18 protein-coding genes are annotated in these 20,288 nt (G+C 73.2%); 8 read left to right on the top strand and 10 right to left on the bottom strand.

Features of this window, described 5'->3' with window-relative positions; translation table 11 throughout:
• Window positions 1–528 precede the first annotated feature (528 nt).
• Window positions 529–1,554 carry a tryptophan--tRNA ligase gene (trpS, locus tag IE251_RS26750; protein WP_189755578.1) on the top strand — a complete coding sequence of 342 codons (1,026 nt, stop codon included), beginning with the start codon at window positions 529–531 and terminating at the stop codon, window positions 1,552–1,554.
• A gap of 65 nt (window positions 1,555–1,619) precedes the next feature.
• On the opposite strand, the gene proC is transcribed toward trpS, so the two are convergent.
• From proC to IE251_RS26770, 4 genes are all read right to left on the bottom strand, one after another.
• Complete coding sequence (proC, locus tag IE251_RS26755; RefSeq protein ID WP_189755579.1) at window positions 1,620–2,432, bottom strand: pyrroline-5-carboxylate reductase; 813 nt, start codon at window positions 2,430–2,432, stop codon at window positions 1,620–1,622.
• Window positions 2,433–2,494: 62 nt separating this feature from the next.
• The gene (locus IE251_RS26760) at window positions 2,495–3,277 is read right to left on the bottom strand and encodes a class I SAM-dependent methyltransferase (RefSeq protein ID WP_189755580.1); all 783 of its coding nucleotides are present in this window, start codon (window positions 3,275–3,277) and stop codon (window positions 2,495–2,497) included.
• 51 nt (window positions 3,278–3,328) lie between these two features.
• Window positions 3,329–3,853 carry an EamA/RhaT family transporter gene (locus IE251_RS26765; protein WP_189755581.1) on the bottom strand — a complete coding sequence of 175 codons (525 nt, stop codon included), beginning with the start codon at window positions 3,851–3,853 and terminating at the stop codon, window positions 3,329–3,331.
• A gap of 63 nt (window positions 3,854–3,916) precedes the next feature.
• On the bottom strand, window positions 3,917–4,240 hold the full coding sequence (locus tag IE251_RS26770) for an SH3 domain-containing protein (RefSeq protein WP_189755582.1): 324 nt from the start codon (window positions 4,238–4,240) through the stop codon (window positions 3,917–3,919).
• A gap of 158 nt (window positions 4,241–4,398) precedes the next feature.
• Between IE251_RS26770 and IE251_RS26775 the strand changes: the two genes are divergently transcribed.
• The gene (locus IE251_RS26775) at window positions 4,399–6,561 is read left to right on the top strand and encodes a serine/threonine-protein kinase (protein WP_189755583.1); all 2,163 of its coding nucleotides are present in this window, start codon (window positions 4,399–4,401) and stop codon (window positions 6,559–6,561) included.
• 60 nt (window positions 6,562–6,621) lie between these two features.
• Here the strand turns inward: IE251_RS26775 and ilvD are convergent, their stop codons facing one another.
• The 4 genes from ilvD to IE251_RS26795 form a co-directional block, all read right to left on the bottom strand.
• Window positions 6,622–8,475 carry a dihydroxy-acid dehydratase gene (gene ilvD, locus IE251_RS26780; protein ID WP_189755584.1) on the bottom strand — a complete coding sequence of 618 codons (1,854 nt, stop codon included), beginning with the start codon at window positions 8,473–8,475 and terminating at the stop codon, window positions 6,622–6,624.
• A gap of 134 nt (window positions 8,476–8,609) precedes the next feature.
• Window positions 8,610–9,251 carry a TetR/AcrR family transcriptional regulator gene (locus IE251_RS26785; protein ID WP_189755585.1) on the bottom strand — a complete coding sequence of 214 codons (642 nt, stop codon included), beginning with the start codon at window positions 9,249–9,251 and terminating at the stop codon, window positions 8,610–8,612.
• Window positions 9,248–10,072 carry a sugar phosphate isomerase/epimerase family protein gene (locus IE251_RS26790; RefSeq protein WP_373302054.1) on the bottom strand — a complete coding sequence of 275 codons (825 nt, stop codon included), beginning with the start codon at window positions 10,070–10,072 and terminating at the stop codon, window positions 9,248–9,250. The genes IE251_RS26785 and IE251_RS26790 overlap by 4 nt, the downstream gene beginning before the upstream one ends.
• Before the next feature lie 116 nt (window positions 10,073–10,188).
• Entirely contained in the window at window positions 10,189–11,121 is a 933-nt protein-coding gene (locus tag IE251_RS26795; RefSeq protein WP_189755586.1) for a Ppx/GppA family phosphatase, read from the bottom strand.
• A gap of 71 nt (window positions 11,122–11,192) precedes the next feature.
• On the opposite strand from IE251_RS26795, the gene IE251_RS26800 reads away from it, so the two are divergent.
• Window positions 11,193–12,041 (top strand): DUF3109 family protein, encoded by an 849-nt coding sequence (locus IE251_RS26800; RefSeq protein ID WP_189755587.1) that lies wholly within the window; start codon window positions 11,193–11,195, stop codon window positions 12,039–12,041.
• A 69-nt stretch (window positions 12,042–12,110) separates the two neighbouring features.
• On the opposite strand, the gene IE251_RS26805 is transcribed toward IE251_RS26800, so the two are convergent.
• Window positions 12,111–13,994, bottom strand: a complete 1,884-nt coding sequence (locus IE251_RS26805; protein WP_229896953.1) for a hypothetical protein — start codon at window positions 13,992–13,994, stop codon at window positions 12,111–12,113.
• Between the two features lie 187 nt (window positions 13,995–14,181).
• Here IE251_RS26805 and radA point away from each other — a divergent pair, with 187 nt between their 5' ends.
• Complete coding sequence (radA, locus tag IE251_RS26810; RefSeq protein ID WP_030781596.1) at window positions 14,182–15,591, top strand: DNA repair protein RadA; 1,410 nt, start codon at window positions 14,182–14,184, stop codon at window positions 15,589–15,591.
• Window positions 15,592–15,671: 80 nt separating this feature from the next.
• Window positions 15,672–16,796 (top strand): DNA integrity scanning diadenylate cyclase DisA, encoded by a 1,125-nt coding sequence (gene disA, locus IE251_RS26815; protein ID WP_030781598.1) that lies wholly within the window; start codon window positions 15,672–15,674, stop codon window positions 16,794–16,796.
• A gap of 127 nt (window positions 16,797–16,923) precedes the next feature.
• Here the strand turns inward: disA and IE251_RS26820 are convergent, their stop codons facing one another.
• Window positions 16,924–17,760 carry a hypothetical protein gene (locus IE251_RS26820; protein ID WP_189755588.1) on the bottom strand — a complete coding sequence of 279 codons (837 nt, stop codon included), beginning with the start codon at window positions 17,758–17,760 and terminating at the stop codon, window positions 16,924–16,926.
• 179 nt (window positions 17,761–17,939) lie between these two features.
• Here IE251_RS26820 and IE251_RS26825 point away from each other — a divergent pair, with 179 nt between their 5' ends.
• The 3 genes from IE251_RS26825 (at window position 17,940) to IE251_RS26835 (ending at window position 20,270) form a co-directional block, all read left to right on the top strand.
• Complete coding sequence (locus IE251_RS26825) at window positions 17,940–18,815, top strand: HhH-GPD family protein (protein ID WP_189755589.1); 876 nt, start codon at window positions 17,940–17,942, stop codon at window positions 18,813–18,815.
• A gap of 274 nt (window positions 18,816–19,089) precedes the next feature.
• Window positions 19,090–19,629, top strand: a complete 540-nt coding sequence (locus IE251_RS26830) for a SigE family RNA polymerase sigma factor (RefSeq protein ID WP_030781607.1) — start codon at window positions 19,090–19,092, stop codon at window positions 19,627–19,629.
• 41 nt (window positions 19,630–19,670) lie between these two features.
• A complete protein-coding gene (locus IE251_RS26835; protein WP_189755590.1) occupies window positions 19,671–20,270 on the top strand; it encodes a hypothetical protein in 600 nt (199 codons plus the stop codon).
• Window positions 20,271–20,288: the final 18 nt, after the last annotated feature.

Below are 20,288 nucleotides of genomic sequence, written 5' to 3' on the forward strand. Positions count from 1 at the left end.
GCTCTCGCGTTTCCCTTTCCGGCGGTTCCGACTCTATCAGATCCTTTCGGCGTCTGATCCCCGGTCAGCGGGGTTTGTCTTCGCGGCTGTTGGGCCGTTCCGACGAGTGAGACTTTAGCGGATTCCTGGCTCCCGAGCTAATCGGGGCCGGCGTCCTTTCGAACGCGGATTCCTCATTTCGCAAATACGCACACCAAAGCAGTCGGCGCCGGAGCGTCGATGAGTGGGTGGTGCTTGCGGAATGGCTGTCCGGGGACCGACCGGAGTCGGCGCTCACGTCGGACAACTCGGAGAACACTACGGATCGGCGGGGGGCGTGTCAACCCACTGCCGTGGAGCACCCCTGAGGCGTACTGTGGACGACGTGATGACGCGTACGTGTACCCAGCTCTGGTGGGCCGCCTGACGGCGGCCGTACTCACGTATGCACTCGACGGCCGCCGCTTCGGCGGCCGTTCTCGTCTCTCCCTCCGGGTCTGAGGGGGCCGGCCGCAGGGGCGGCGGTCCCGACCAGAAGGTGGAGTGGACATGACCCGGGTTTTCAGCGGGATCCAGCCGACCGGGCACCTGACCCTCGGCAACTACCTGGGGGCCATGCGGCGCTGGGCCGAGGTGGACCAGCACCGGGCCGATTCGCTGTTCTGCGTGGTGGACCTGCACGCGCTGACCGTGGACCACGACCCCGCGCGGTTGCGCAGGCTCAGCCGGCAGACGGCGACGCTGCTGCTGGCGGCCGGGCTCGATCCCGAGGTGTGCACCCTCTTCCTGCAGAGCCACGTGGACGAGCACACCCGGCTGTCGTACCTGCTGGAGTGCGTGGCGACCGACGGCGAGATGCGGCGGATGATCCAGTACAAGGAGAAGGCCGCGAAACAGCGGGAGCGCGGCGGGAGCCTGCGGCTGTCGCTGCTGACGTACCCGGTGCTGATGGCGGCGGACATCCTGGCGTACGGCGCGGACGAGGTGCCGGTCGGCGAGGACCAGACGCAGCACGTGGAGCTGGCCCGGGACGTGGCGGTGCGGTTCAACCAGCGCTACGGGCACACGTTCGTGGTGCCGCGCACGACGCTGCCGCCGGTGGCCGCGCGGGTGATGAACCTCCAGGACCCGACGCGGAAGATGGGGAAGTCGGACGAGTCGGGGGCCGGGGTCGTCTATCTGCTGGACGAGCCGGACGTGGTGCACAAGAAGGTGCTGCGGGCCGTGACGGACAGCGGGCGGGAGGTCGTCCACGACCGGGCGGCGCGGCCGGGCCTCGCGAACCTGCTGGACATCCTCGCGGCGTGCACGGGCGGGAGCCCCGAGTCGCTGGCGGCCGGTTACGACTCGTACGGCTCCTTGAAGAAGGACACCGCGGAGGCCGTGGTGGAGGTGCTGCGGCCGGTGCGGGACCGGCACCGGGAGCTGTGCGCCGATCCGGCGTATGTGGAGGGGGTGCTGCGCGATGGCGCGCGGAAGGCGCGGGAGCTGGCCCGGCCGACGGTCGATACGGCCTACCGGGCGATCGGGCTGCTGCCGCCCGTGGCGGAGCCCTCGCTGAGCGCCGCTCCGTAGACAGGTTCTCGCGAAGCAGGTTCTCGCGGGCGGCGGTGGCCGCCGCCCGCGGGGGCCGGGGGCCGTCAGTCCTTCTTGCCGGAGGCGAGTTCGCGGCTGCGGTCGCGGGCGGCTTCGAGGGCGGCGATGAGCGCGGCTCGTACGCCGTGGTTCTCCAGCTCGCGGATGGCGTTGATGGTGGTGCCGGCCGGGGAGGTGACGTTCTCCCGGAGCTTGACGGGGTGCTCGCCGCTGTCGCGGAGCATCACGGCGGCGCCGATCGCGGACTGGACGATGAGCTCGTGGGCCTTGTCGCGGGGCAGGCCGAGCAGGATGCCGGCGTCGGTCATGGCTTCGACCAGGTAGAAGAAGTAGGCCGGGCCGGAGCCGGACAGCGCGGTGCAGGCGTCCTGCTGGGACTCGGGGACGCGCAGGGTCTTGCCGACACCGCCGAAGATCTCCTCGGCGTGCGCGAGGTGCTGCTCGGTGGCGTGGCTGCCGGCGGAGATGACCGACATGGCCTCGTCCACGAGGGCGGGCGTGTTGGTCATGACCCGGACGACGGGGGTGCCCGGCGCCAGGCGCTCCTCGAAGAAGGAGGTGGGGATCCCGGCGGCTCCGCTGATGACCAGGCGGTCGGCGGGCAGGTGCGGGGCGAGTTCGTCCAGGAGGGTGCCCATGTCCTGCGGCTTGACCGTGAGGATCAGGGTGTCGGCGGTCTTGGCGGCCTCGCTGTTGGTGACCGGGTTGACGCCGTGTCGGGCGCGGAGTTCTTCGGCGCGTTCGGGGCGGCGGGCGGTGACCAGGAGGTCGGCGGGGGCCCAGCCGGCCCGGATCATTCCGCTGAGCAGGGCTTCGCCGATCTTGCCGGTGCCGAGGACTGCGACTTTCTGGCTCATGCGGATCAGTCTGGCACCGGGGTGCGCCGTGCGGGCCGGTTGTCCGGTGGGCGGAACGGCGGTCAGGGGGTGCGGGCGACGACGAGGAGGACGTCGTAGGTCTCCTCGACCATGCCGTCCGGGAAGACCTCCAGGAGGTGGCCGCGCTCCTGTTCCAGGAAGGCGGCCGTCCGCTCCTCGGGGATGACGAGGAGGGCGGAGTGGGTGGCGACATTGGCGAGGTGGGTGTCGATCGGTACCCGGCGGCTCCAGCGGATCGTGCGGCGGGTGAAGTCCAGGCGTCCGCTGGGGTCGGCCTGTTCGACGCGTTCGCCGGCCTTGCGCTGCTCGGCGGCGACGTCGATGCCGAGGAAGCGGGCGGCCCGGCCGCCGGCCTCGGCGATCCAGTCGACGTCCTGGGCGTTGGTGTTCCACCACAGGGCCAGCGCGCCGCCCGGGCGCAGGACGCGGAGCGCCTCCGGCACCGAGCGCGCCGGGTCGGTCCAGTGCCAGGCCTGGGCGTAGGTGATCAGGTCGGCGCCGGCGTCGGCCACGGGCAGGGCGTTGCCGTCGCCCCGGACGAGCGGGATGTGCGGCAGGGCGCGGCGGAACTCGGCGGCCATGCCCGCTCCGGGTTCGACGGCGAGGACGTCGGCGCCGCGGGCGTGCAGCAGGGTGCTGGCGATCCCGGTGCCCGCGCCGACGTCCACGGTCCTGGCGCCGGACAGGGGGCGGCCGGCCAGTTCCTCGACGGCGTCGAGGAGGGCGGGCGGATAGGAGGGCCGGTTCGCGGCGTACCGGGCGGCGACGGCGTTGAAGGAGGCGGCGCGGGCGGCGTGCGGGTCGGCGGGCGGCGGGGCTGTCATGTGCTCAGGTCTACGGCATCCCGGTGAGGTGCGGGAACCCCGCGCGGCGGTTCAGCGGCGGCGCTTCTTGCGGGAGGGGTTGCCGGTGCGGCGGGTGGTGCGGCGGGCGTGGGCCTCGCGGGCCTTCTCGTACTCCTCGCGGTGCAGTTTCTCGCCCGGTGCCTCGACGAGGGAGCGGACGAAGTAGGCGAGGAGGGAGCCGACGAAGCCGATGGCGAGCATTCCGCGCAGGGAGGCCTGGCGCTGCGGGTCGTGCCGCTTGCCGAAGCCCTCCCAGGTGTTGCGGAAGGCGAAGGCGCTGCAGATCGCGAACATCACCACGATGAGGACGCTCACGAAGGGGCCGGTGTCGGCGATCCGGATGCCTTCGTAGGCGAGGCGGAGCACCAGGCAGGAGACGGCCGCGGCGGCGAGGGAGCCGACGGCGACGCCGGCGCGGCGGGCCGCGTAGCCGTTGTCGTGGCCGACCCAGGAGGTGCCGAAGAAGCGCAGGGGCTCGGGGCGGGGGCCGCCGTCCCGCTCCGGGTCGCCGGTGGGGGCCGCCGCGCTGTCCGGGGTGCCGGTTTCGTCGCTCACGGCACGATTATCGCCCCGGCCGTGGACGGTCTCCCGGCCGGGGCCCCGGCCCGGTGCGTGCCGTCAGCCGCAGCGGGGGGCGATGTAGCCGTCGCTGCCGGTGTGGACGTAGGCGTCCGAGACGTACTCGCCGTTGTCGATGAGGTCCCAGATGCTGGTCGTGCCGTAGGGGCCGGAGACCGTGGTGCCGGGGGTCTGGCAGTAGATCGGCAGGCGGACGCCCTCCGGGAGCACGCGGACCAGGTTGTACTGGGTGCCCGGGCCGCTGCGGACGTTCAGCCGGACGCCCGGGGCGACGGCGTAGGTGCGTACGGCCGCGGCCGCCTGCGTGGTCAGGCCGGCCCGGCCCTCGTCCACGCCCCCGGCCTCTTGTGTGTCGACAGACATGAAAGTGGTCCTCCCCCGTTGTTCGCGTACTCGGTGAGAGCCGGCGCGAAAGGTGTGCGCGGCTCGGCGCAGACGCTAGCAAGCCGCCTCTGTCCTGTACGAGTCATCGACTAGGCTCCGTGCGTCGCGCGCGCGGACGAACAGCACGGGGGTGGTCCATGGCGCCACAGCGCAATGCCGGGGCGAACGCGGAAGCGGAGCTTCCGGAATATGCCGGCCACTACCAACTGGAGTCCTGTCTGGGCTCCGGCGGCATGGGGGTGGTCCATCTCGCCCGGAGCACCTCGGGCATGAAGCTCGCGGTGAAGGTCGTGCACGCGGAGTTCGCCCGGGATCCGGAGTTCAGGGGCCGTTTCCGGCAGGAGGTGGCCGCCGCCCGCCGGGTCAGCGGTGCCTTCACCGCGCCCGTCGTCGATGCCGATCCGGAGGCCGAGCGGCCCTGGATGGCCACCCTGTACATCCCCGGGCCGACCCTGTCGGAACACGTGAAGCGGAACGGCCCCATGACTCCGGAGCAGTTGCGCCGGCTGATGGCGGGGCTGGCCGAGGCGCTGCGCGACATCCACCGGGTCGGGGTGGTGCACCGGGATCTGAAGCCCGGCAACGTGCTGCTCGCCGAGGACGGGCCGAAGGTCATCGACTTCGGGATCTCCCGGCCCAAGGACAGCGAGCTGCGCACCGAGACGGGAAAGCTGATCGGCACCCCGCCGTTCATGGCGCCGGAGCAGTTCCGGCGGCCCCGCGAGGTCGGGCCGGCCGCCGATGTCTTCGCGCTGGGCTCGGTGATCGTGCACGCGGCCACGGGGCGCGGCCCGTTCGACTCCGACAGTCCCTACATCGTCGCCTACCAGGTCGTGCACGACGAGCCCGATCTGACCGGTGTGCCGCTGGGGCTCGCGTCGCTGGTGCGGCGGTGTCTGGCCAAGGAGCCCGAGGACCGGCCCACGCCGGACGAGCTGATGCGGGAGCTGCGCTCGGTGGCGGCCTCGTACGACACCCAGGCGTTCATACCGGCGCAGCGGACGGGCGGGGACGCTCCCGCACCGGTGTCCGGGTCCCCGCGTCCCCGGCGGCGCCTGAAATGGCGGCCCGGTCGCGATCGGGTGTCGGAGCCGGTGGCCGCCGGTGCCGGGCGGCGCCCGGGGTGGCGGCTCGGCCGCGGGCGGACGGCGGCGCTGGTGGCCGGGGTGCTCGGGCTGGCGCTGGCCGGAGGGCTCGCCGCGGTGTGGGCGACCGGGCGAAACGATCAGCCTCCCCCGGTCGCGCCGGCCCTGACGGCGGCTTCCGGCGGCTGGGCGGCCCGCCCGGCGGTCGGCGGCGAGGGCATGCCGCAGTGTTCGTACGACGCCGGGAAGCTGTTCTGCGCGCGGCCGGGCGTCGTGTACGCGCTCGGCGCGGCCGACGGCCGGCTGCTGTGGCGGCAGGCGGTGGACACCCGGGCCACGAGCGGTCCGCCGGTCGTGGCCGGCGGCCTGGTGCAGCCGTACACCGACGGCGGCTCCCGGCTCGCCGGGCTGGACCCGGACACGGGCGAGGAGGTGTGGCGGCGCCGGCTGCCCGTGGGCACGACGGTGCGGTACGCCGGTGACACGGCCCTGCTCACCGCTGCCGACGGCACGGTCACCGGCGTGGACGGCGCGACCGGCCGTACCCGCTGGCACGGGGCCGTGCCCGGGCAGGGCGCGCCGTCCTTCGTCGCGTTCCCCGGCGGCCCCTCGGCCTATGCGACGCGTACGTCCGCCGACGGCGGGCACACCCGGGTGACCGCCGTGGATCCGGCGAGCGGCCGGGTGCGGTGGGACGTGCGGCTGCGCGGCTGGCTCAAGCCGGTCGCCGCGCGGGCGGCCGACGGGTCGGTGTTCTTCCTGGCGATGGACAGCGGCTACGGCGCCCGGGAGGTCGTCCGCTACACCCCCGCGACCGGCGCCACCCGGCGGGTCGCGCTGCCCGCCGTGCTCGACGGCGCGCACGCCACCGTGCGCGGGGACGTCGTCTATGTGCTGGCCACCGGCGGTTCCCTGGACGCCGTGGACGTGGCGGCGGGCAGGCGGCTGTGGCATCTGGAGACGTCGGTGAGCCGTGGTTCGCTGCCGGTCGCGCGGGACGGGCGGGTGTATCTGACCGCGGGCGACGGCCGGCTGCTCGCCGTGGACGCGGCGAAGGGGCGGCTGGTGGGGCAGACGCCCGCGCGGCTGGGCGCCGACTCGGCGCGGGTCATGGGCACACCGCCCGCTCCGGTGCCGGTCGGCACCCGGGTCTGCGCGACCGCGCCGGACGGCACGGTGTTCACCGTGGACGGCCGGGCGCCGGGCGCCTGGTGAGGCCGTGACGGACGGCGAAAGGGCCGCCTCCCGGTGGAGGCGGCCCTTGTCGGTCAGCGGTCAGCCGAGGCGGGACACGTCGCGCACCGCGCCCTTGTCGGCGCTCGTGGCCATCGCGGCGTAGGCGCGCAGGGCGGCGGAGACCTTGCGGTCGCGGTTCTTCGGGGCGTAGACGCCGTTCAGGGCCTGTTCACGGCGGGCCAGCTCGGCGTCGTCGACCAGCAGCTCGATCGTGCGGTTCGGGATGTCGATGCGGATGCGGTCGCCGTCCTGGACCAGGGCGATGGTGCCACCGGAGGCCGCCTCGGGGGAGGCGTGGCCGATGGACAGGCCCGAGGTGCCGCCGGAGAAGCGGCCGTCGGTGATCAGGGCGCAGGTCTTGCCCAGGCCGCGGCCCTTCAGGTACGAGGTCGGGTACAGCATCTCCTGCATGCCGGGGCCGCCCTTGGGGCCCTCGTAGCGGATGACGACGACGTCGCCGTCCTTGACCTCCTGGGTGAGGATCCGCTGGACGGCCTCCTCCTGGGACTCGCAGACGACCGCCGGGCCCTCGAAGGTCCAGATCGACTCGTCCACGCCGGCCGTCTTCACCACGCAGCCGTCGACCGCGAGGTTGCCGCGCAGCACGGCCAGGCCGCCGTCCTTGGAGTACGCGTGCTCCACGGAGCGGATGCAGCCGTTCTCGGCGTCCTCGTCCAGGGCCTCCCAGCGCTCGGACTGGGAGAAGGCCTCGGCGGAGCGGACGCAGCCGGGCGCCGCGTGCCACAGCTCGACCGCCTCGGAGGAGGGGGAGCCGCCGCGGATGTCCCAGGTCTTCAGCCAGTCGGCCAGGGACGGGCTGTGCACGGCGTGCACGTCCTCGTTGAGCAGGCCGGCCCGGTGCAGCTCGCCCAGCAGGGCCGGGATGCCGCCGGCGCGGTGCACGTCCTCCATGTAGTACGTGCGGTCCTTGGCGACGTTCGGGGCGACCTTCGCCAGGCAGGGCACGCGGCGGGAGACGGCGTCGATCTCGTGCAGGCCGAACGGGACGCCCGCCTCCTGGGCGGCGGCCAGCAGGTGCAGGATCGTGTTGGTGGAGCCGCCCATCGCGATGTCCAGGGCCATGGCGTTCTCGAAGGCCTGGAAGGTGGCGATGTTGCGGGGCAGGACGGTGTCGTCGTCCTGCTCGTAGTAGCGGCGGGTGAGGTCCATGACCGTGCGGGCCGCGTTCTCGTACAGGGCGCGGCGGGCGGTGTGGGTGGCGAGGACCGAGCCGTTGCCGGGCAGGGACAGGCCGATGGCCTCGGTCAGGCAGTTCATCGAGTTGGCGGTGAACATGCCGGAACAGCTGCCGCAGGTCGGGCAGGCGTTCTCCTCGATGCGGAGGATGTCCTCGTCGGAGACCTTGTCGTTGACGGCGTCGGAGATCGCGTCGACCAGGTCGAGCGTGCGGACCGTGCCGTCGACCAGGGTGGCGCGGCCGGACTCCATGGGGCCGCCGGAGACGAACACCGTCGGGATGTTCAGGCGCAGGGCCGCCATCAGCATGCCCGGGGTGATCTTGTCGCAGTTGGAGATGCAGACCAGGGCGTCGGCGCAGTGGGCCTCGACCATGTACTCGACCGAGTCCGCGATCAGGTCGCGGGAGGGCAGGGAGTACAGCATGCCGCCGTGGCCCATGGCGATGCCGTCGTCGACCGCGATCGTGTTGAACTCGCGCGGGATGCCGCCGGCTTCCTTGATCGCCTCGCTGACGATCCGGCCGACCGGCTGGAGGTGGGTGTGGCCGGGCACGAACTCGGTGAAGGAGTTCGCGACGGCGATGATCGGCTTCCGGCCGATGTCCGCACCGGGTACACCGGAGGCGCGCATAAGGGCGCGGGCGCCCGCCATGTTGCGGCCGTGGGTGACTGTGCGGGACCTCAGCTCGGGCATCGTCGCTCGCTCCTTCAGACGGGTGTGCCTGTTGTCGAGCGTACGCCGCTCATCCAGCTGGCGGGACAAGGTGTCCGAATACCGGGACGTCTGTTCCATTTGGAGGCCCCGGACGACTCCCGCCGGGCGGCTTCTCAGGGGGCCGTCAGATGGATCTGTACGACGGGTGCGACGCGGGCGATGATCTGCTCCAGGTCCGCCGACGCCAGCGGCTCCAGCCTGATCACGTACCGCAGCATGGCACAGCCCACCAGCTGGGCGGCGGCCAGTTCGGCGCGCAGCTCCGCGTCCGGCAGCCGGAGCCGGGCGGCGATGCGGCGCATCAGCTGGGCGGCGACCAGACGGCGCAGGACGGCGGCGGCCGTGTCGTTGTCGACGGCCGAGCGCACGATCGCCAGCAGCGGGGCCCGGGTGGCGGGGTCCTCCCAGATACCGAGCACGAACCGGGTCAGCCGCTCGCCGACCCCGTCCGCCGGGCCCTCGGCGACCGCGTCGGGCGCGGCCAGCGCGGGCGCGAAGGCGACCTCGATGGCCGCCTCGAAGACCTGCTCCTTGGTGCCGAAGTAGTGGTGCACCAGCGCGGAGTCCACCCCGGCGGCCTTGGCGATGCCGCGTACGGACGTCTTCTCGTACCCGCGCGCGGAGAACTCCTCGCGGGCGGCGGCGAGGATACGGTCCCGGGTGCCTGCGGACTCGGTGCGCGGGGGGCGGCCCCGGCGGCGGGCGGCGGGCCGGGGGGCGGTGCCGTCCGTGGCCGGGGGGCGGGTCGGGGTCATCGTCGGGGCACCCGTACGGCTGCCGCGCTCAGGTGGGCGCGGGTGAAGGCCAGGGCCTCGGCGAGGTCGGCCTCGCGCTCGGCGCCGGACATCGCGCGCCGGGTGTTGACCTCGATCACCACATGGCCGTCGAAGCCGGTGCGCACCAGGCGTTCCAGCAGCTCGGCGCAGGGCTGGGTACCACGGCCGGGCACCAGGTGCTCGTCCTTGGCCGAGCCGCGGCCGTCGGCGAGGTGGACGTGCCCGAGCCGGTCGCCCATGCGGTCGACCATGTCCAGGGCGTCGGTGCGGGCCGTCGCCGTGTGGCTGAGGTCGATCGTGAAGTGCCGGTAGTCGTTGTGGGTGACGTCCCAGTCGGGGGCGTAGGCGAGCATCTCGCGGTCGCGGTAGCGCCAGGGGTACATGTTCTCGACGGCGAACCGCACGTCCGTCTCGTCCGCCATCCGCCAGATGCCCTCGACGAAGCCCCGGGCGTACTGCCGCTGCCAGCGGAACGGCGGGTGGACGACGACGGTGGAGGCGCCGAGCTTCTCCGCCGCCGCCCGGGCCCGGCGCAGCTTCGTCCAGGGGTCGGTGGTCCACACCCGCTGGGTGATCAGCAGGCAGGGGGCGTGGACGGCCAGGATGGGGACGCCGTGGTAGTCCGACAGGCGGCGCAGCGCCTCGATGTCCTGGCTCACCGGGTCGGTCCACACCATGACCTCGACACCGTCGTAACCGAGGCGCGCGGCGATCTCGAAGGCCGTCGCCGTGGACTCCGGGTAGACGGAGGCGGTCGAGAGCGCGATGCGCACGTCCGTTGGTTCAGCCACGCTCGTCACCTTACGGCGTGGGAAGGCCCGGGCGCTGTGTGCCTGTTCACCGTTGTGACGTTCGCCATTTGCGTGGGTGCGGGGGCGTTTGTGCGGTGGGATGCGTTCGCTCCGGTGCGGGTGCGCTAGGCGGAGCCCATGTGGTCGAGGCGCCGCAGGATCACGCCCTCGCGCAGGGCCCAGGGGCAGATCTCCAGTTTCTCCACGCCGAAGAGGTCCATCGCGCCCTCGGCCACCAGGGCGCCCGCGAGCAGCTGGCCGGCCCTGCCCTCCGACACCCCGGGGAGTCCGGCGCGCTGGGCGGCGGTCATGCCCGCGAGTTTCGGGACCCACGCCTCCAGGGACTGGCGTTTGAGTTCCCGCTGGACGTAAAGGCCGTCGGTGCTGCGGGCGGCGCCGGCGATGCGGGCGAGCTGCTTGAAGGTCTTGGAGGTGGCCACCACGTGGTCGGGGGCGCCGAAGCGGGCGAACTCGCCGACGGTGCGGGCGATCTCGGTGCGGACGTGGCGGCGCAGGGCGCGGACGTCCTCCGGGGCGGGCGGGTCGCCGGGCAGCCAGCCGGCGGTGAGGCGGCCGGCGCCGAGCGGCAGGGAGACCGCCGCGTCCGGCTCCTCGTCCATGCCGTAGGCGATCTCCAGGGAGCCGCCGCCGATGTCGAGGACCAGCAGCTTTCCGGCGGACCAGCCGAACCAGCGGCGTACGGCGAGGAAGGTGAGCCGGGCCTCCTCGGCGCCGCTGAGGACCTGGAGCCGTACGCCGGTCTTGTCGGCCACGCGCCCCAGGACGTCGTCGGCGTTGCCGGCCTCGCGGACGGCGGAGGTCGCGAACGGCAGCAGGTCCTCGACGCCCTTGTCCTCGGCGGCCTGGAGCGCGTCCTGTACGACGTCGATCAGTTTCTCTATGCCGTCGTCGCCTATGGCACCGCTGTCGTCGAGGAGCTGGGCGAGCCGGAGTTCGACCTTGTGGGAGTGCGCGGGCAGCGGGCGCGCGCCGGGGTGGGCGTCCACCACCAGCAGATGCACCGTGTTCGAACCCACATCCAGGACACCGAGTCTCATGTACGGAACGCTACTGCCAGAGTGGCTGTCATCGGTGTCCCCGGTGGTCCCCGGCCACTTACCCTGGACGGGTGCCAAAGACGAAAAAGGCCAAGCACGACAAGGCTGGCAAGGTCGACAAGACGGACAAGAAGCGCAAGTCCGTCATGGCTCCCGAGGAGGCGAGGGTGAGCGACGAGAAGGGTCTCGACTTCGCCCGCGCCTGGGTGGAGTTCCCGGACCCGGCGGACGAGGAACAGGTCTTCCGGTGCGATCTGACCTGGCTGACCTCCCGCTGGAACTGCATCTTCGGCAGCGGCTGCCAGGGCATCCAGGCGGGCCGCGCCGACGACGGGTGCTGCTCGCTGGGTGCGCATTTCTCCGACGAGGACGACGAGAAGCGGGTCGCCGAGCACGTGGCGCGGCTCACCCCGGAGATCTGGCAGCACCACGACGAGGGCACGCGCGGCGGCTGGATCTCCGAGGACGAGGAGGGCTCCCGGCAGACGCGGCCGTTCCAGGGCTCCTGCATCTTCCAGAACCGGCCGGGGTTCGCGGGCGGCGCGGGCTGCTCGCTGCACATCCTGGCCCTCAAGGAGGGCCGGGAGCCGCTGGAGACCAAGCCGGACGTGTGCTGGCAGCTGCCGATCCGGCGGACCTACGACTGGATCGACCGCCCGGACGACACGCGCGTGCTGCAAGTGTCCATCGGCGAGTACGACCGCCGGGGCTGGGGCCCTGGCGGCCACGACCTGCACTGGTGGTGCACCTCGGCGACCTCGGCCCACGGTGCGGGCGAACCGGTCTACGTCTCCTACCGCGCCGAACTGACGGAACTGATGGGCAAGGCCGGCTACGACCGCCTGGTGGAACTGTGCGAGCAGCGCCTGGCCTCCCAGCTGCCCCTGGTGGCACCGCATCCCGCGGACCCGGTGGGCTGACCCTGGGGGCCGTCCCGCGGGCCGGGTGGGTTGATCACGCGGGCCGGGTGAGCCGCTGTCCCACGCCCCCTAACTGCCCGTAGGGCTCGGCGTCTGCGTTTCGGGCGGGGTCGGGGCCGGGGTTTCCGGGGTGGACGGGGGCGGGCTCGACGGGGGCGGGGTCGGGTCCGGGGGCGGAGAGGAACTCTCCGGCGCGGTGGTGGCCGGCGTGGACGGAGCCGGAGAGGGCGGTGCGGACGACGGGCGCGGGGCCGGGCGCGACGGTGCCGTGCCGTAGCCGTCGATGGAGACCACCGCGCCCGCCGGGGCCACCGCCACGCGCGCGTGCCAGGGGCCGGACGGTTCGCGCAGGTGGTCGACGTACACCTTGATCGTCAGCGCCCGGCCGGGGGCGAGGGTCCCCGAGGACCGGCTGAAGTACAGCCACGGGGCCGACGTGGAGACCGACCAGCGGATGTCGGACGACCCCGGGGACGCCGTGAGGGTGATCAGCGTGGTGTCGCCTTCGTTCGCCGCGCCGACCGTCAGCCGTGCCGCGTCCCCGCGCCCCGTTCCGCCGACGCTGACGACCTGCACGGAGACATCCGCCTTGCCGTCACCGCGCAGGCGCGGGCCCGCCTTGGCCCTGGCGTTCCCGGCGTTCTCGTAGGTCCCGGCCGGGCCGTCGCCGAGCGCGTCGGGGCCCTGTGCCTCGCGCGCGGTCGCGGACGGCCCGTCGCCCTCCCCGGCCGGCCCGCCCCGGTACGCGGCCCACAGCGCCAGGACCGGCGCGGCGACGACCGTGGCGACCACCGTCGTCGTGACGGCCCGCGCCCGCATCCGCTCCCGGCGGGCCGCCCGGTCCTTGGGTCCCATCGGGAAGCCGCGCCGGTCGAAACGGGGTACGGCCGCGCCACGCGCGCGTGGCTGGTGCGCGAGCGCCATGTGGAGGGCCGTGCGCGGGGCCTGGAGGACGGGCAGTTCGGCGGGGGTGACCATGGCGCCGGGCCAGCGGCCGGGAACGGCGCGCTCGGCGGTACGACGGCAGCGCGGACAGTCGTCCACGTGCCGGACCAGCTCGCGGCGCAGGGCGGTGCCCAGGACCAGCCGGCCGTCGCCGGTGAGGTGGGCCACGCCGGGGCAGCCGCCCGCCTCCACGACGGCCAGGGCCGCGCGGGTGCGCTCGACCTCGCAGGCGGCGGAGGCGAGCAGGTCGCGCGCGGCGGGCGGCTGCATGCCGAGGACGGCGGCGACCTCGTGGGCGGTGAGGTGGTGGCGGACGGCGAGTTCCAGGGCCTCGCGCTGCTCGGGGGTGGTACCGGCCGCCTCCGGCCAGGCCAGCAGGGCGAGTTCGCGGCGCCGCCGCTCCTCGGCCTCCGGCGCGGGAGCCGCCGCCTCCGGAACGCCGTTCCCGGGCCCTTTCCCCACCCCTCTGCCGACGTTTCTTCCGCCGCTCCTGCCGACACCGGCCCCGGCCCCGGCTCCGGCCCCTCTCCCCGCGCCCCTCTCCGCTCCGGACCGTCCCGCCGCGTGCGCCCCCTGGCGTTTCGGCTTCGGCTCGGCCAGTTTGCGCAGGCACGCCCAGCGGGACAGGGCGTACAGCCAGGCTCTGAGGTCGTCGGCGGAGTCGGGGAGGCGGTGGCCGCGCCGCTCGGCCACCGTGAGGGCGTCGGCGAGGGCGGCGGTGGCCGCGTCGTGGTCGCACAGCACCGACAGACAGTAGGTGAACAGGCCGTCCAGATACGGTTCGTAGCGAGCCGGCGTGCGCTGGGCGATGGCACGCGCGGCGGCGCGGTCGCGCGCCTCACGGACTTCACGCGCCTCAAGGGACTCACGTGCCTCGTGTGCTTGTCGAGCCTCATGGGCCTCGCGCGCTTCTCCAGCCTCACGGGCCTCTCGTCGTGCGTCACACGCCTCGCTGTGCGCCTGGCGCGCCCCCGTCGTGCGGGTGGTGGTCTCCGGGCTGCTGCTCATCACCCGTGCGACCGTAGGCGTCAGTGGAGTGCCCGTTCCGGAACCTTGAGCAGTTTTAATCCATACGGGTGAAACGATCCCTCATAAGGGGACAGGAAGGCTTTGTTCCACGGCCGGACCCGGTATGCGGTGGCCGGGAAGCGGTCGCTCGCGCCGCGTTGTCAGTGCCGCGGGCTACGGTTTGCGCATGGCTGCCCGTACCAAGACCACCAAGGACCGTCCGTCGTACCGCTGCACGGAGTGCGGCTGGCAGACGGCCAAGTGGCTCGGCCGCTGCCCCGAATGCCAGGCGTGGGGCACGGTCGAGGAGTACGGCGCGCCCGCGGTCCGCACGACGGCGCCGGGCCGGGTGAGCACCTCCGCGCTGCCCATCGGCCAGGTCGACGGCCGGCAGGCCACCGCCCGTACCACCGGCGTGCCCGAGCTGGACCGGGTGCTCGGCGGCGGTCTCGTGCCGGGCGCGGTGGTCCTGCTCGCGGGCGAGCCGGGCGTCGGCAAGTCCACCCTGCTGCTGGACGTGGCCGCCAAGTCGGCGAGCGCCGAGCACCGCACCCTCTATGTCACCGGCGAGGAGTCCGCGAGCCAGGTGCGGCTGCGCGCCGACCGCATCGGCGCCCTGGACGACCATCTGTACCTGGCCGCGGAGACCGACCTGGCCGCCGTCCTCGGCCACCTGGACGAGGTCAAGCCGTCCCTGCTGATCCTCGACTCGGTGCAGACGGTCGCCTCGCCCGAGATCGACGGCGCGCCCGGCGGCATGGCACAGGTCCGGGAGGTGGCCGGCGCCCTGATCCGCGCCTCCAAGGAGCGCGGCATGTCCACGCTGCTGGTGGGCCACGTCACCAAGGACGGCGCGATCGCCGGTCCCCGCCTCCTGGAACACCTGGTGGACGTCGTCCTGCACTTCGAGGGCGACCGGCACGCGCGCCTGCGCCTGGTGCGGGGCGTGAAGAACCGGTACGGGGCGACGGACGAGGTCGGCTGCTTCGAGCTGCACGACGAGGGCATCACGGGCCTCGCCGATCCCAGCGGCCTGTTCCTGACCCGCCGCGCCGAGCCGGTGCCGGGCACCTGCCTGACCGTCACCCTGGAGGGCCGCCGCCCGCTGGTGGCCGAGGTGCAGGCGCTGACCGTGGACTCGCAGATCCCCTCCCCCCGGCGTACGACGTCCGGCCTGGAGACCTCGCGGGTGTCGATGATGCTCGCCGTCCTGGAGCAGCGCGGCCGGATCAGCGCGCTCGGCAAGCGGGACATCTACTCCGCGACGGTCGGCGGGGTGAAGCTGTCGGAGCCCGCCGCCGACCTCGCCGTCGCGCTCGCCCTGGCCTCCGCCGCCAGCGACACCCCGCTGCCGAAGAACCTGGTGGCCATCGGCGAGGTGGGCCTGGCCGGCGAGGTCAGACGGGTCACGGGGGTGCAGCGCAGGCTCGCCGAGGCGCACCGGCTGGGCTTCACGCACGCCCTCGTGCCGTCCGACCCGGGGAAGGTGCCGCCCGGCATGAAGGTGCTGGAGGTCGCCGACATAGGGGACGCGCTGCGGGTTCTGCCGCGCTCCCGTCGCCGAGAGGCCCCACGGGAGGCGGAGGAGCGCCGGTAGACTTTGCCCTGGTCTCGCCCGTCCGTACGAACCGAGTGCGGGTACGGGGGCGCGTCAGAACCTGCGACCGGAGGAGTGCAGTGGCAGCCAACGACCGGGCAGCGGCTCCCGGCAAGTCCGGTGGGAGTGCCGGTTCCGACGGTCTGATGCGCGCCTCGCTGAGCGCCGTGGCGCCGGGCACGCCCCTGCGCGACGGCCTGGAACGGGTTCTGCGCGGCAACACCGGCGGTCTCATCGTCCTCGGCTCGGACAAGACGGTCGAGGCGATGTGCACGGGCGGGTTCGTGCTGGACGTCGAGTTCACGGCCACCCGGCTGCGGGAGCTGTGCAAGTTGGACGGCGGCATCGTGCTGTCGTCGGACCTGTCGAAGATCCTGCGCGCGGGCGTCCAGCTGGTGCCGGACCCGACGATCCCCACGGAGGAGACGGGCACACGGCACCGCACGGCGGACCGGGTGAGCAAGCAGGTCGGCTTCCCTGTGGTCTCGGTCTCCCAGTCGATGCGGCTGATCGCCCTGTACGTGGACGGTCAGCGGCGCGTCCTGGAGGACTCGGCGGCGATCCTGTCCCGCGCGAACCAGGCGCTGGCGACGCTGGAGCGGTACAAGCTGCGGCTGGACGAGGTCGCGGGCACCCTGTCGGCGCTGGAGATCGAGGACCTGGTGACGGTCCGGGACGTCTCGGCGGTCGCGCAGCGGCTGGAGATGGTCCGCCGGATCGCCACCGAGATCGCCGAGTACGTGGTCGAGCTGGGCACCGACGGCCGGCTTCTCGCGCTCCAGCTGGAGGAGCTGATCGCGGGTGTCGAGCCGGACCGCGAACTGGTCGTCCGCGACTATGTGCCCGAGCCGACGGCGAAGCGGTCCCGCACGGTCGAGGAGGCGCTGGCCGAGCTGGACGCGCTGACCCACGCGGAGCTGCTGGAACTGGGCACGGTGGCGCGTGCGCTGGGCTACACCGCGTCGCCCGAGTCGCTGGACTCGGCGGTCTCGCCGCGCGGCTTCCGGCTGCTGGCGAAGGTGCCACGGCTGCCGGGCGCGATCATCGACCGGCTGGTGGAGCACTTCGGGGGCCTGCAGAAGCTGCTGGCCGCGAGCGTGGACGACCTGCAGACCGTGGACGGCGTGGGCGAGGCGCGGGCGCGCAGCGTACGGGAGGGGCTGTCGCGGCTGGCGGAGTCGTCGATCCTGGAGCGGTACGTCTGAGGGTTCGGCCGGGCGCGAAAGAGCTCGGGCCCTTGTGTCGTACGGCGGCTGCGGGTGCGTTGTGGTTTCTCGCACCCCGCGGCGAAGCCGCATATTGATACGGCCCGCGCCCCTACGGGGCGCGCTCTCAGTCCGCCGACAGTACGAACGACGCCTGGAGCTTGGCGTGGCCGGGGATCTTGGCCTCCAGCAGGTAGGTGCCGGGCTTGGCCGGGTCGCCGGACGGGGTGCCGCAGTGGGCGGCGCTCGGCTTGCGGTCCCACTTGACGGTGTAGGTGACGCTCTGGCCGGCCGGTACCCGGAAGGCCAGGCTGCCCGGGCCCTTGGGGCAGTCGTCCGAGGACCAGAAGGCGTCGTCGCCGTCCGCCGGGGTGATCGTCAACACCGCGTGGCTCGGGCCGAGATCGACTTTGCAGTCCGCCGACGAGCCGTTCTTCGCGGTGAGTTCGAAGGTCGGGGTCTGGTCCGGCGAGTAGGAGTTGCGCACGCTGCGCAGGCCCAACTCCACCGCCGTGGACGGGCAGTCGGGCAGCGTGGAGGATCCGGGGAGCGCGTCGCCCGCGGCGACGGGGGCACCGGAACCCGGGCCCGTGCCGGAGGAGCCGGCCGAGCCGGAGGAGCCACCGGCGCCGGACGAACCGCCGGAACCCCCGCCCGACCCCGTCGCGCCGCCGCCGGAGCCCCCGGAGTCCGCGCCGCCGCCGGTGCCGTCGCCGCCCGACTCGTCGCGCCCGCCCGGGTGTTGGCTGATCGCGGGGCCGGACTGGCTCGGTCCTGGGGTGATGACGTGCGTGGGGTTCTTGCCGTCGGACCCGGAGGTGTTCTTCTTGCCGCCCCCGCCGCCGGTGGTGACGATCAACGTGATCACGAGCGCCAACAGGGCGACCACGGACAGCAGTACGACCCTCCGACGCCAGTAGATGGAGGAGGGAAGCGGCCCGACCGGATTGCGCAGAGATCCCACGCGCAAACTGTACGAGAGATCGCCGCGCTTGCTCGCGTCACCCGCCGTGCCGAAACCAACTTTTCCGGATCATCATTCCGGTAACTGCGTTGGGCGACACGGTTCTTCATATTTCGCCACGCTCGGTGACCGCGCCCTCACGCACGACTCCCGGCCACCCGTGGCAGGATCGAAGGGCCATGACTGAGAAGCTCCACGCCCCCGTGATCGCCTGGTTCGACGCCCATGCCCGTGACCTCCCCTGGCGCCGCCCGGAGGCGGGCCCGTGGGGCGTGATGGTCAGCGAGTTCATGCTCCAGCAAACCCCGGTGAACCGGGTCCTGCCCGTCTACGAGGAATGGCTGGCCCGCTGGCCGCGCCCCGCCGACCTGGCGAAGGAGGCTCCGGGCGAGGCGGTGCGCGCCTGGGGCCGGCTCGGCTACCCGCGCCGGGCCCTGCGGCTGCACGGCGCCGCGGTCGCCATAACGGAGCGGCACGGCGGGGACGTGCCGACGGACCACGCGCAGCTGCTGGCGCTGCCCGGGATCGGCGAGTACACGGCGGCGGCCGTCGCCTCGTTCGCGTACGGGCAGCGGCACGCGGTGCTGGACACCAATGTGCGGCGGGTGATCGCGCGGGCGGTGACCGGGGTGCAGTACCCGCCGAACGCGACCACGGCCGCCGAGCGGCGCCTGGCGCGGGAGCTGCTGCCCGAGGACGAGCGGACCGCCGCGCGCTGGGCCGCCGCCTCCATGGAGCTGGGCGCGCTGGTGTGCACGGCGAAGAACGAGGGGTGCGGGCGGTGCCCGATCGCCGGGCAGTGCGCCTGGCGGCTGGCGGGCAAGCCGGAGCACTCCGGGCCGCCGCGGCGCGGGCAGACGTACGCCGGCACGGACCGGCAGGTGCGCGGCAAGCTGCTGGCCGTGCTGCGGGAGGCGCACGCGCCGGTGCCGCAGGCGGTGCTGGACCGGGTGTGGCACGAGCCGGTGCAGCGGGCCCGCGCGCTGGACGGGCTGGTCGCGGACGGTCTGGTGGAGCCGCTGCCCGGCGGTCTGTACCGGCTGCCGCTGGGCTGACGCACGGCCAGGTCACAGTCCCACGGGGTCCGTTACGAAGGATCAGAGGCGGCAAAGCCTCCCATAACGGGACGTAACTCCCGCGTGCTCTTCCCCGTCGCGGCTTCCGTTACACAACCGACGGACAGCCGATTGCCGGCCGCAGGCTGGTCCGCACAGCCCCGTGACAACCGCTCCGTAGCTTCTTCTCCGTGCCCGGCGGACCACCGGGCGCGGGAACAGCGGGACTTCCGGCACGAGCCGGAGGCGCGACGGGGAACGGAGGCGGTTGATCATGGCGCAGGGCGAGGTGCTCGAATTCGAGGAGTACGTCCGCACCCGGCAGGACGCGCTGCTGCGCAGCGCCCGCCGGCTGGTACCGGACCCGGTCGACGCCCAGGACCTGCTGCAGACCGCGCTGGTGCGGACGTACGGCCGCTGGGAGGGCATAGCCGACAAGCGGCTCGCCGACGCCTATCTGCGCCGGGTCATGATCAACACGCGGACCGAGTGGTGGCGGGCGCGCAAGCTGGAAGAGGTGCCGACCGAGCAGCTGCCGGACGCCTCCGTGGACGACTCCACCGAGCAGCACGCCGACCGGGCCCTGCTGATGGACGTCTTGAAGGTGCTCGCACCGAAGCAGCGCAGTGTCGTGGTGCTGCGACACTGGGAGCAGATGTCCACAGAGGAGACGGCCGCGGCCCTCGGCATGTCGGCCGGTACGGTCAAGAGCACGCTGCACCGGGCGCTCGCCCGGCTCCGGGAGGAGCTGGAGGCCCGCGATCTGGACGCACGCGCGCTGGAGCGTGAGGAGCGGGAGCGTTGCGCGGCCTGACCGGGGCCGGACCCGAAGGGGTCCGAAGGAGTTCACAGGCGGTGATCGCGGTGGGGTCCGCGCTCGCCGCCCTCGCCCTTTTCCTCGCAGCCTGCGGCAGCGGGGGCACCGGCGCCCGGGACGAGGGCCCGGCGCACGCCTCGGCCGCGGCGGTGGCCGGCGCCTCCCCCTCCGCGAGCGCCTTCGGCAAGTTCCGGCGGGTGGACGCCGTGGCGCTGCTCAAACGCGACCCCCAAGTGTCACCGGCGGTCAAGCGGGAGCTGAAGCCGTGCGACGGCGACGACTACCAGGTGGACGTCTCGTACGGCGATCTCACCGACGCCCCGGTGGACGACGTCGTCATCAACGTGATGACCTGCGCGGACTGGGTCGGCATCGGCTCGTACGTGTACCGGGACGACAACGGCGTGTTCAAGAACGTCTTCAAGAGCGAGGAATCCCCGGTCTACGCGGAGATCGACCGCGGCACCCTGTCGGTGACCAGGCAGTATTACGAGCAGGACGACCCGATCTCCAGCCCGTCCGGGGACGTCGTGACCCCCTACACCTGGAAGGCCGGGCGGTTCGTCCCGGGCAAGCCCACCCGCAACGAGTACGGCAAGTCCGCCGACGGGTCCCCGCGGCCCGTGCCGGCCACCTGATCCCCCACACGCACACCA

The sequence above is a fragment of the Streptomyces eurythermus genome, from assembly GCF_014649115.1.
In the GTDB taxonomy this organism is placed as follows: Bacteria; Actinomycetota; Actinomycetes; order Streptomycetales; family Streptomycetaceae; genus Streptomyces; species Streptomyces eurythermus.

Bases quoted from the DNA above. Each gene is read 5' to 3' on its own strand.
- IE251_RS26785 (WP_189755585.1), bottom strand. From the start codon at position 9,251: ATGACCCCGACCCGCCCCCCGGCCACGGACGGCACCGCCCCCCGGCCC.
- IE251_RS26760 (WP_189755580.1), bottom strand. From the start codon at position 3,277: ATGACAGCCCCGCCGCCCGCCGACCCGCACGCCGCCCGCGCCGCCTCC.
- IE251_RS26825 (WP_189755589.1), top strand. From the start codon at position 17,940: ATGACTGAGAAGCTCCACGCCCCCGTGATCGCCTGGTTCGACGCCCAT.
- IE251_RS26770 (WP_189755582.1), bottom strand. From the start codon at position 4,240: ATGTCTGTCGACACACAAGAGGCCGGGGGCGTGGACGAGGGCCGGGCC.
- trpS (WP_189755578.1), top strand. From the start codon at position 529: ATGACCCGGGTTTTCAGCGGGATCCAGCCGACCGGGCACCTGACCCTC.
- ilvD (WP_189755584.1), bottom strand. From the start codon at position 8,475: ATGCCCGAGCTGAGGTCCCGCACAGTCACCCACGGCCGCAACATGGCG.
- proC (WP_189755579.1), bottom strand. From the start codon at position 2,432: ATGAGCCAGAAAGTCGCAGTCCTCGGCACCGGCAAGATCGGCGAAGCC.
- IE251_RS26775 (WP_189755583.1), top strand. From the start codon at position 4,399: ATGGCGCCACAGCGCAATGCCGGGGCGAACGCGGAAGCGGAGCTTCCG.
- IE251_RS26830 (WP_030781607.1), top strand. From the start codon at position 19,090: ATGGCGCAGGGCGAGGTGCTCGAATTCGAGGAGTACGTCCGCACCCGG.
- radA (WP_030781596.1), top strand. From the start codon at position 14,182: ATGGCTGCCCGTACCAAGACCACCAAGGACCGTCCGTCGTACCGCTGC.
- IE251_RS26795 (WP_189755586.1), bottom strand. From the start codon at position 11,121: ATGAGACTCGGTGTCCTGGATGTGGGTTCGAACACGGTGCATCTGCTG.
- IE251_RS26805 (WP_229896953.1), bottom strand. From the start codon at position 13,994: ATGAGCAGCAGCCCGGAGACCACCACCCGCACGACGGGGGCGCGCCAG.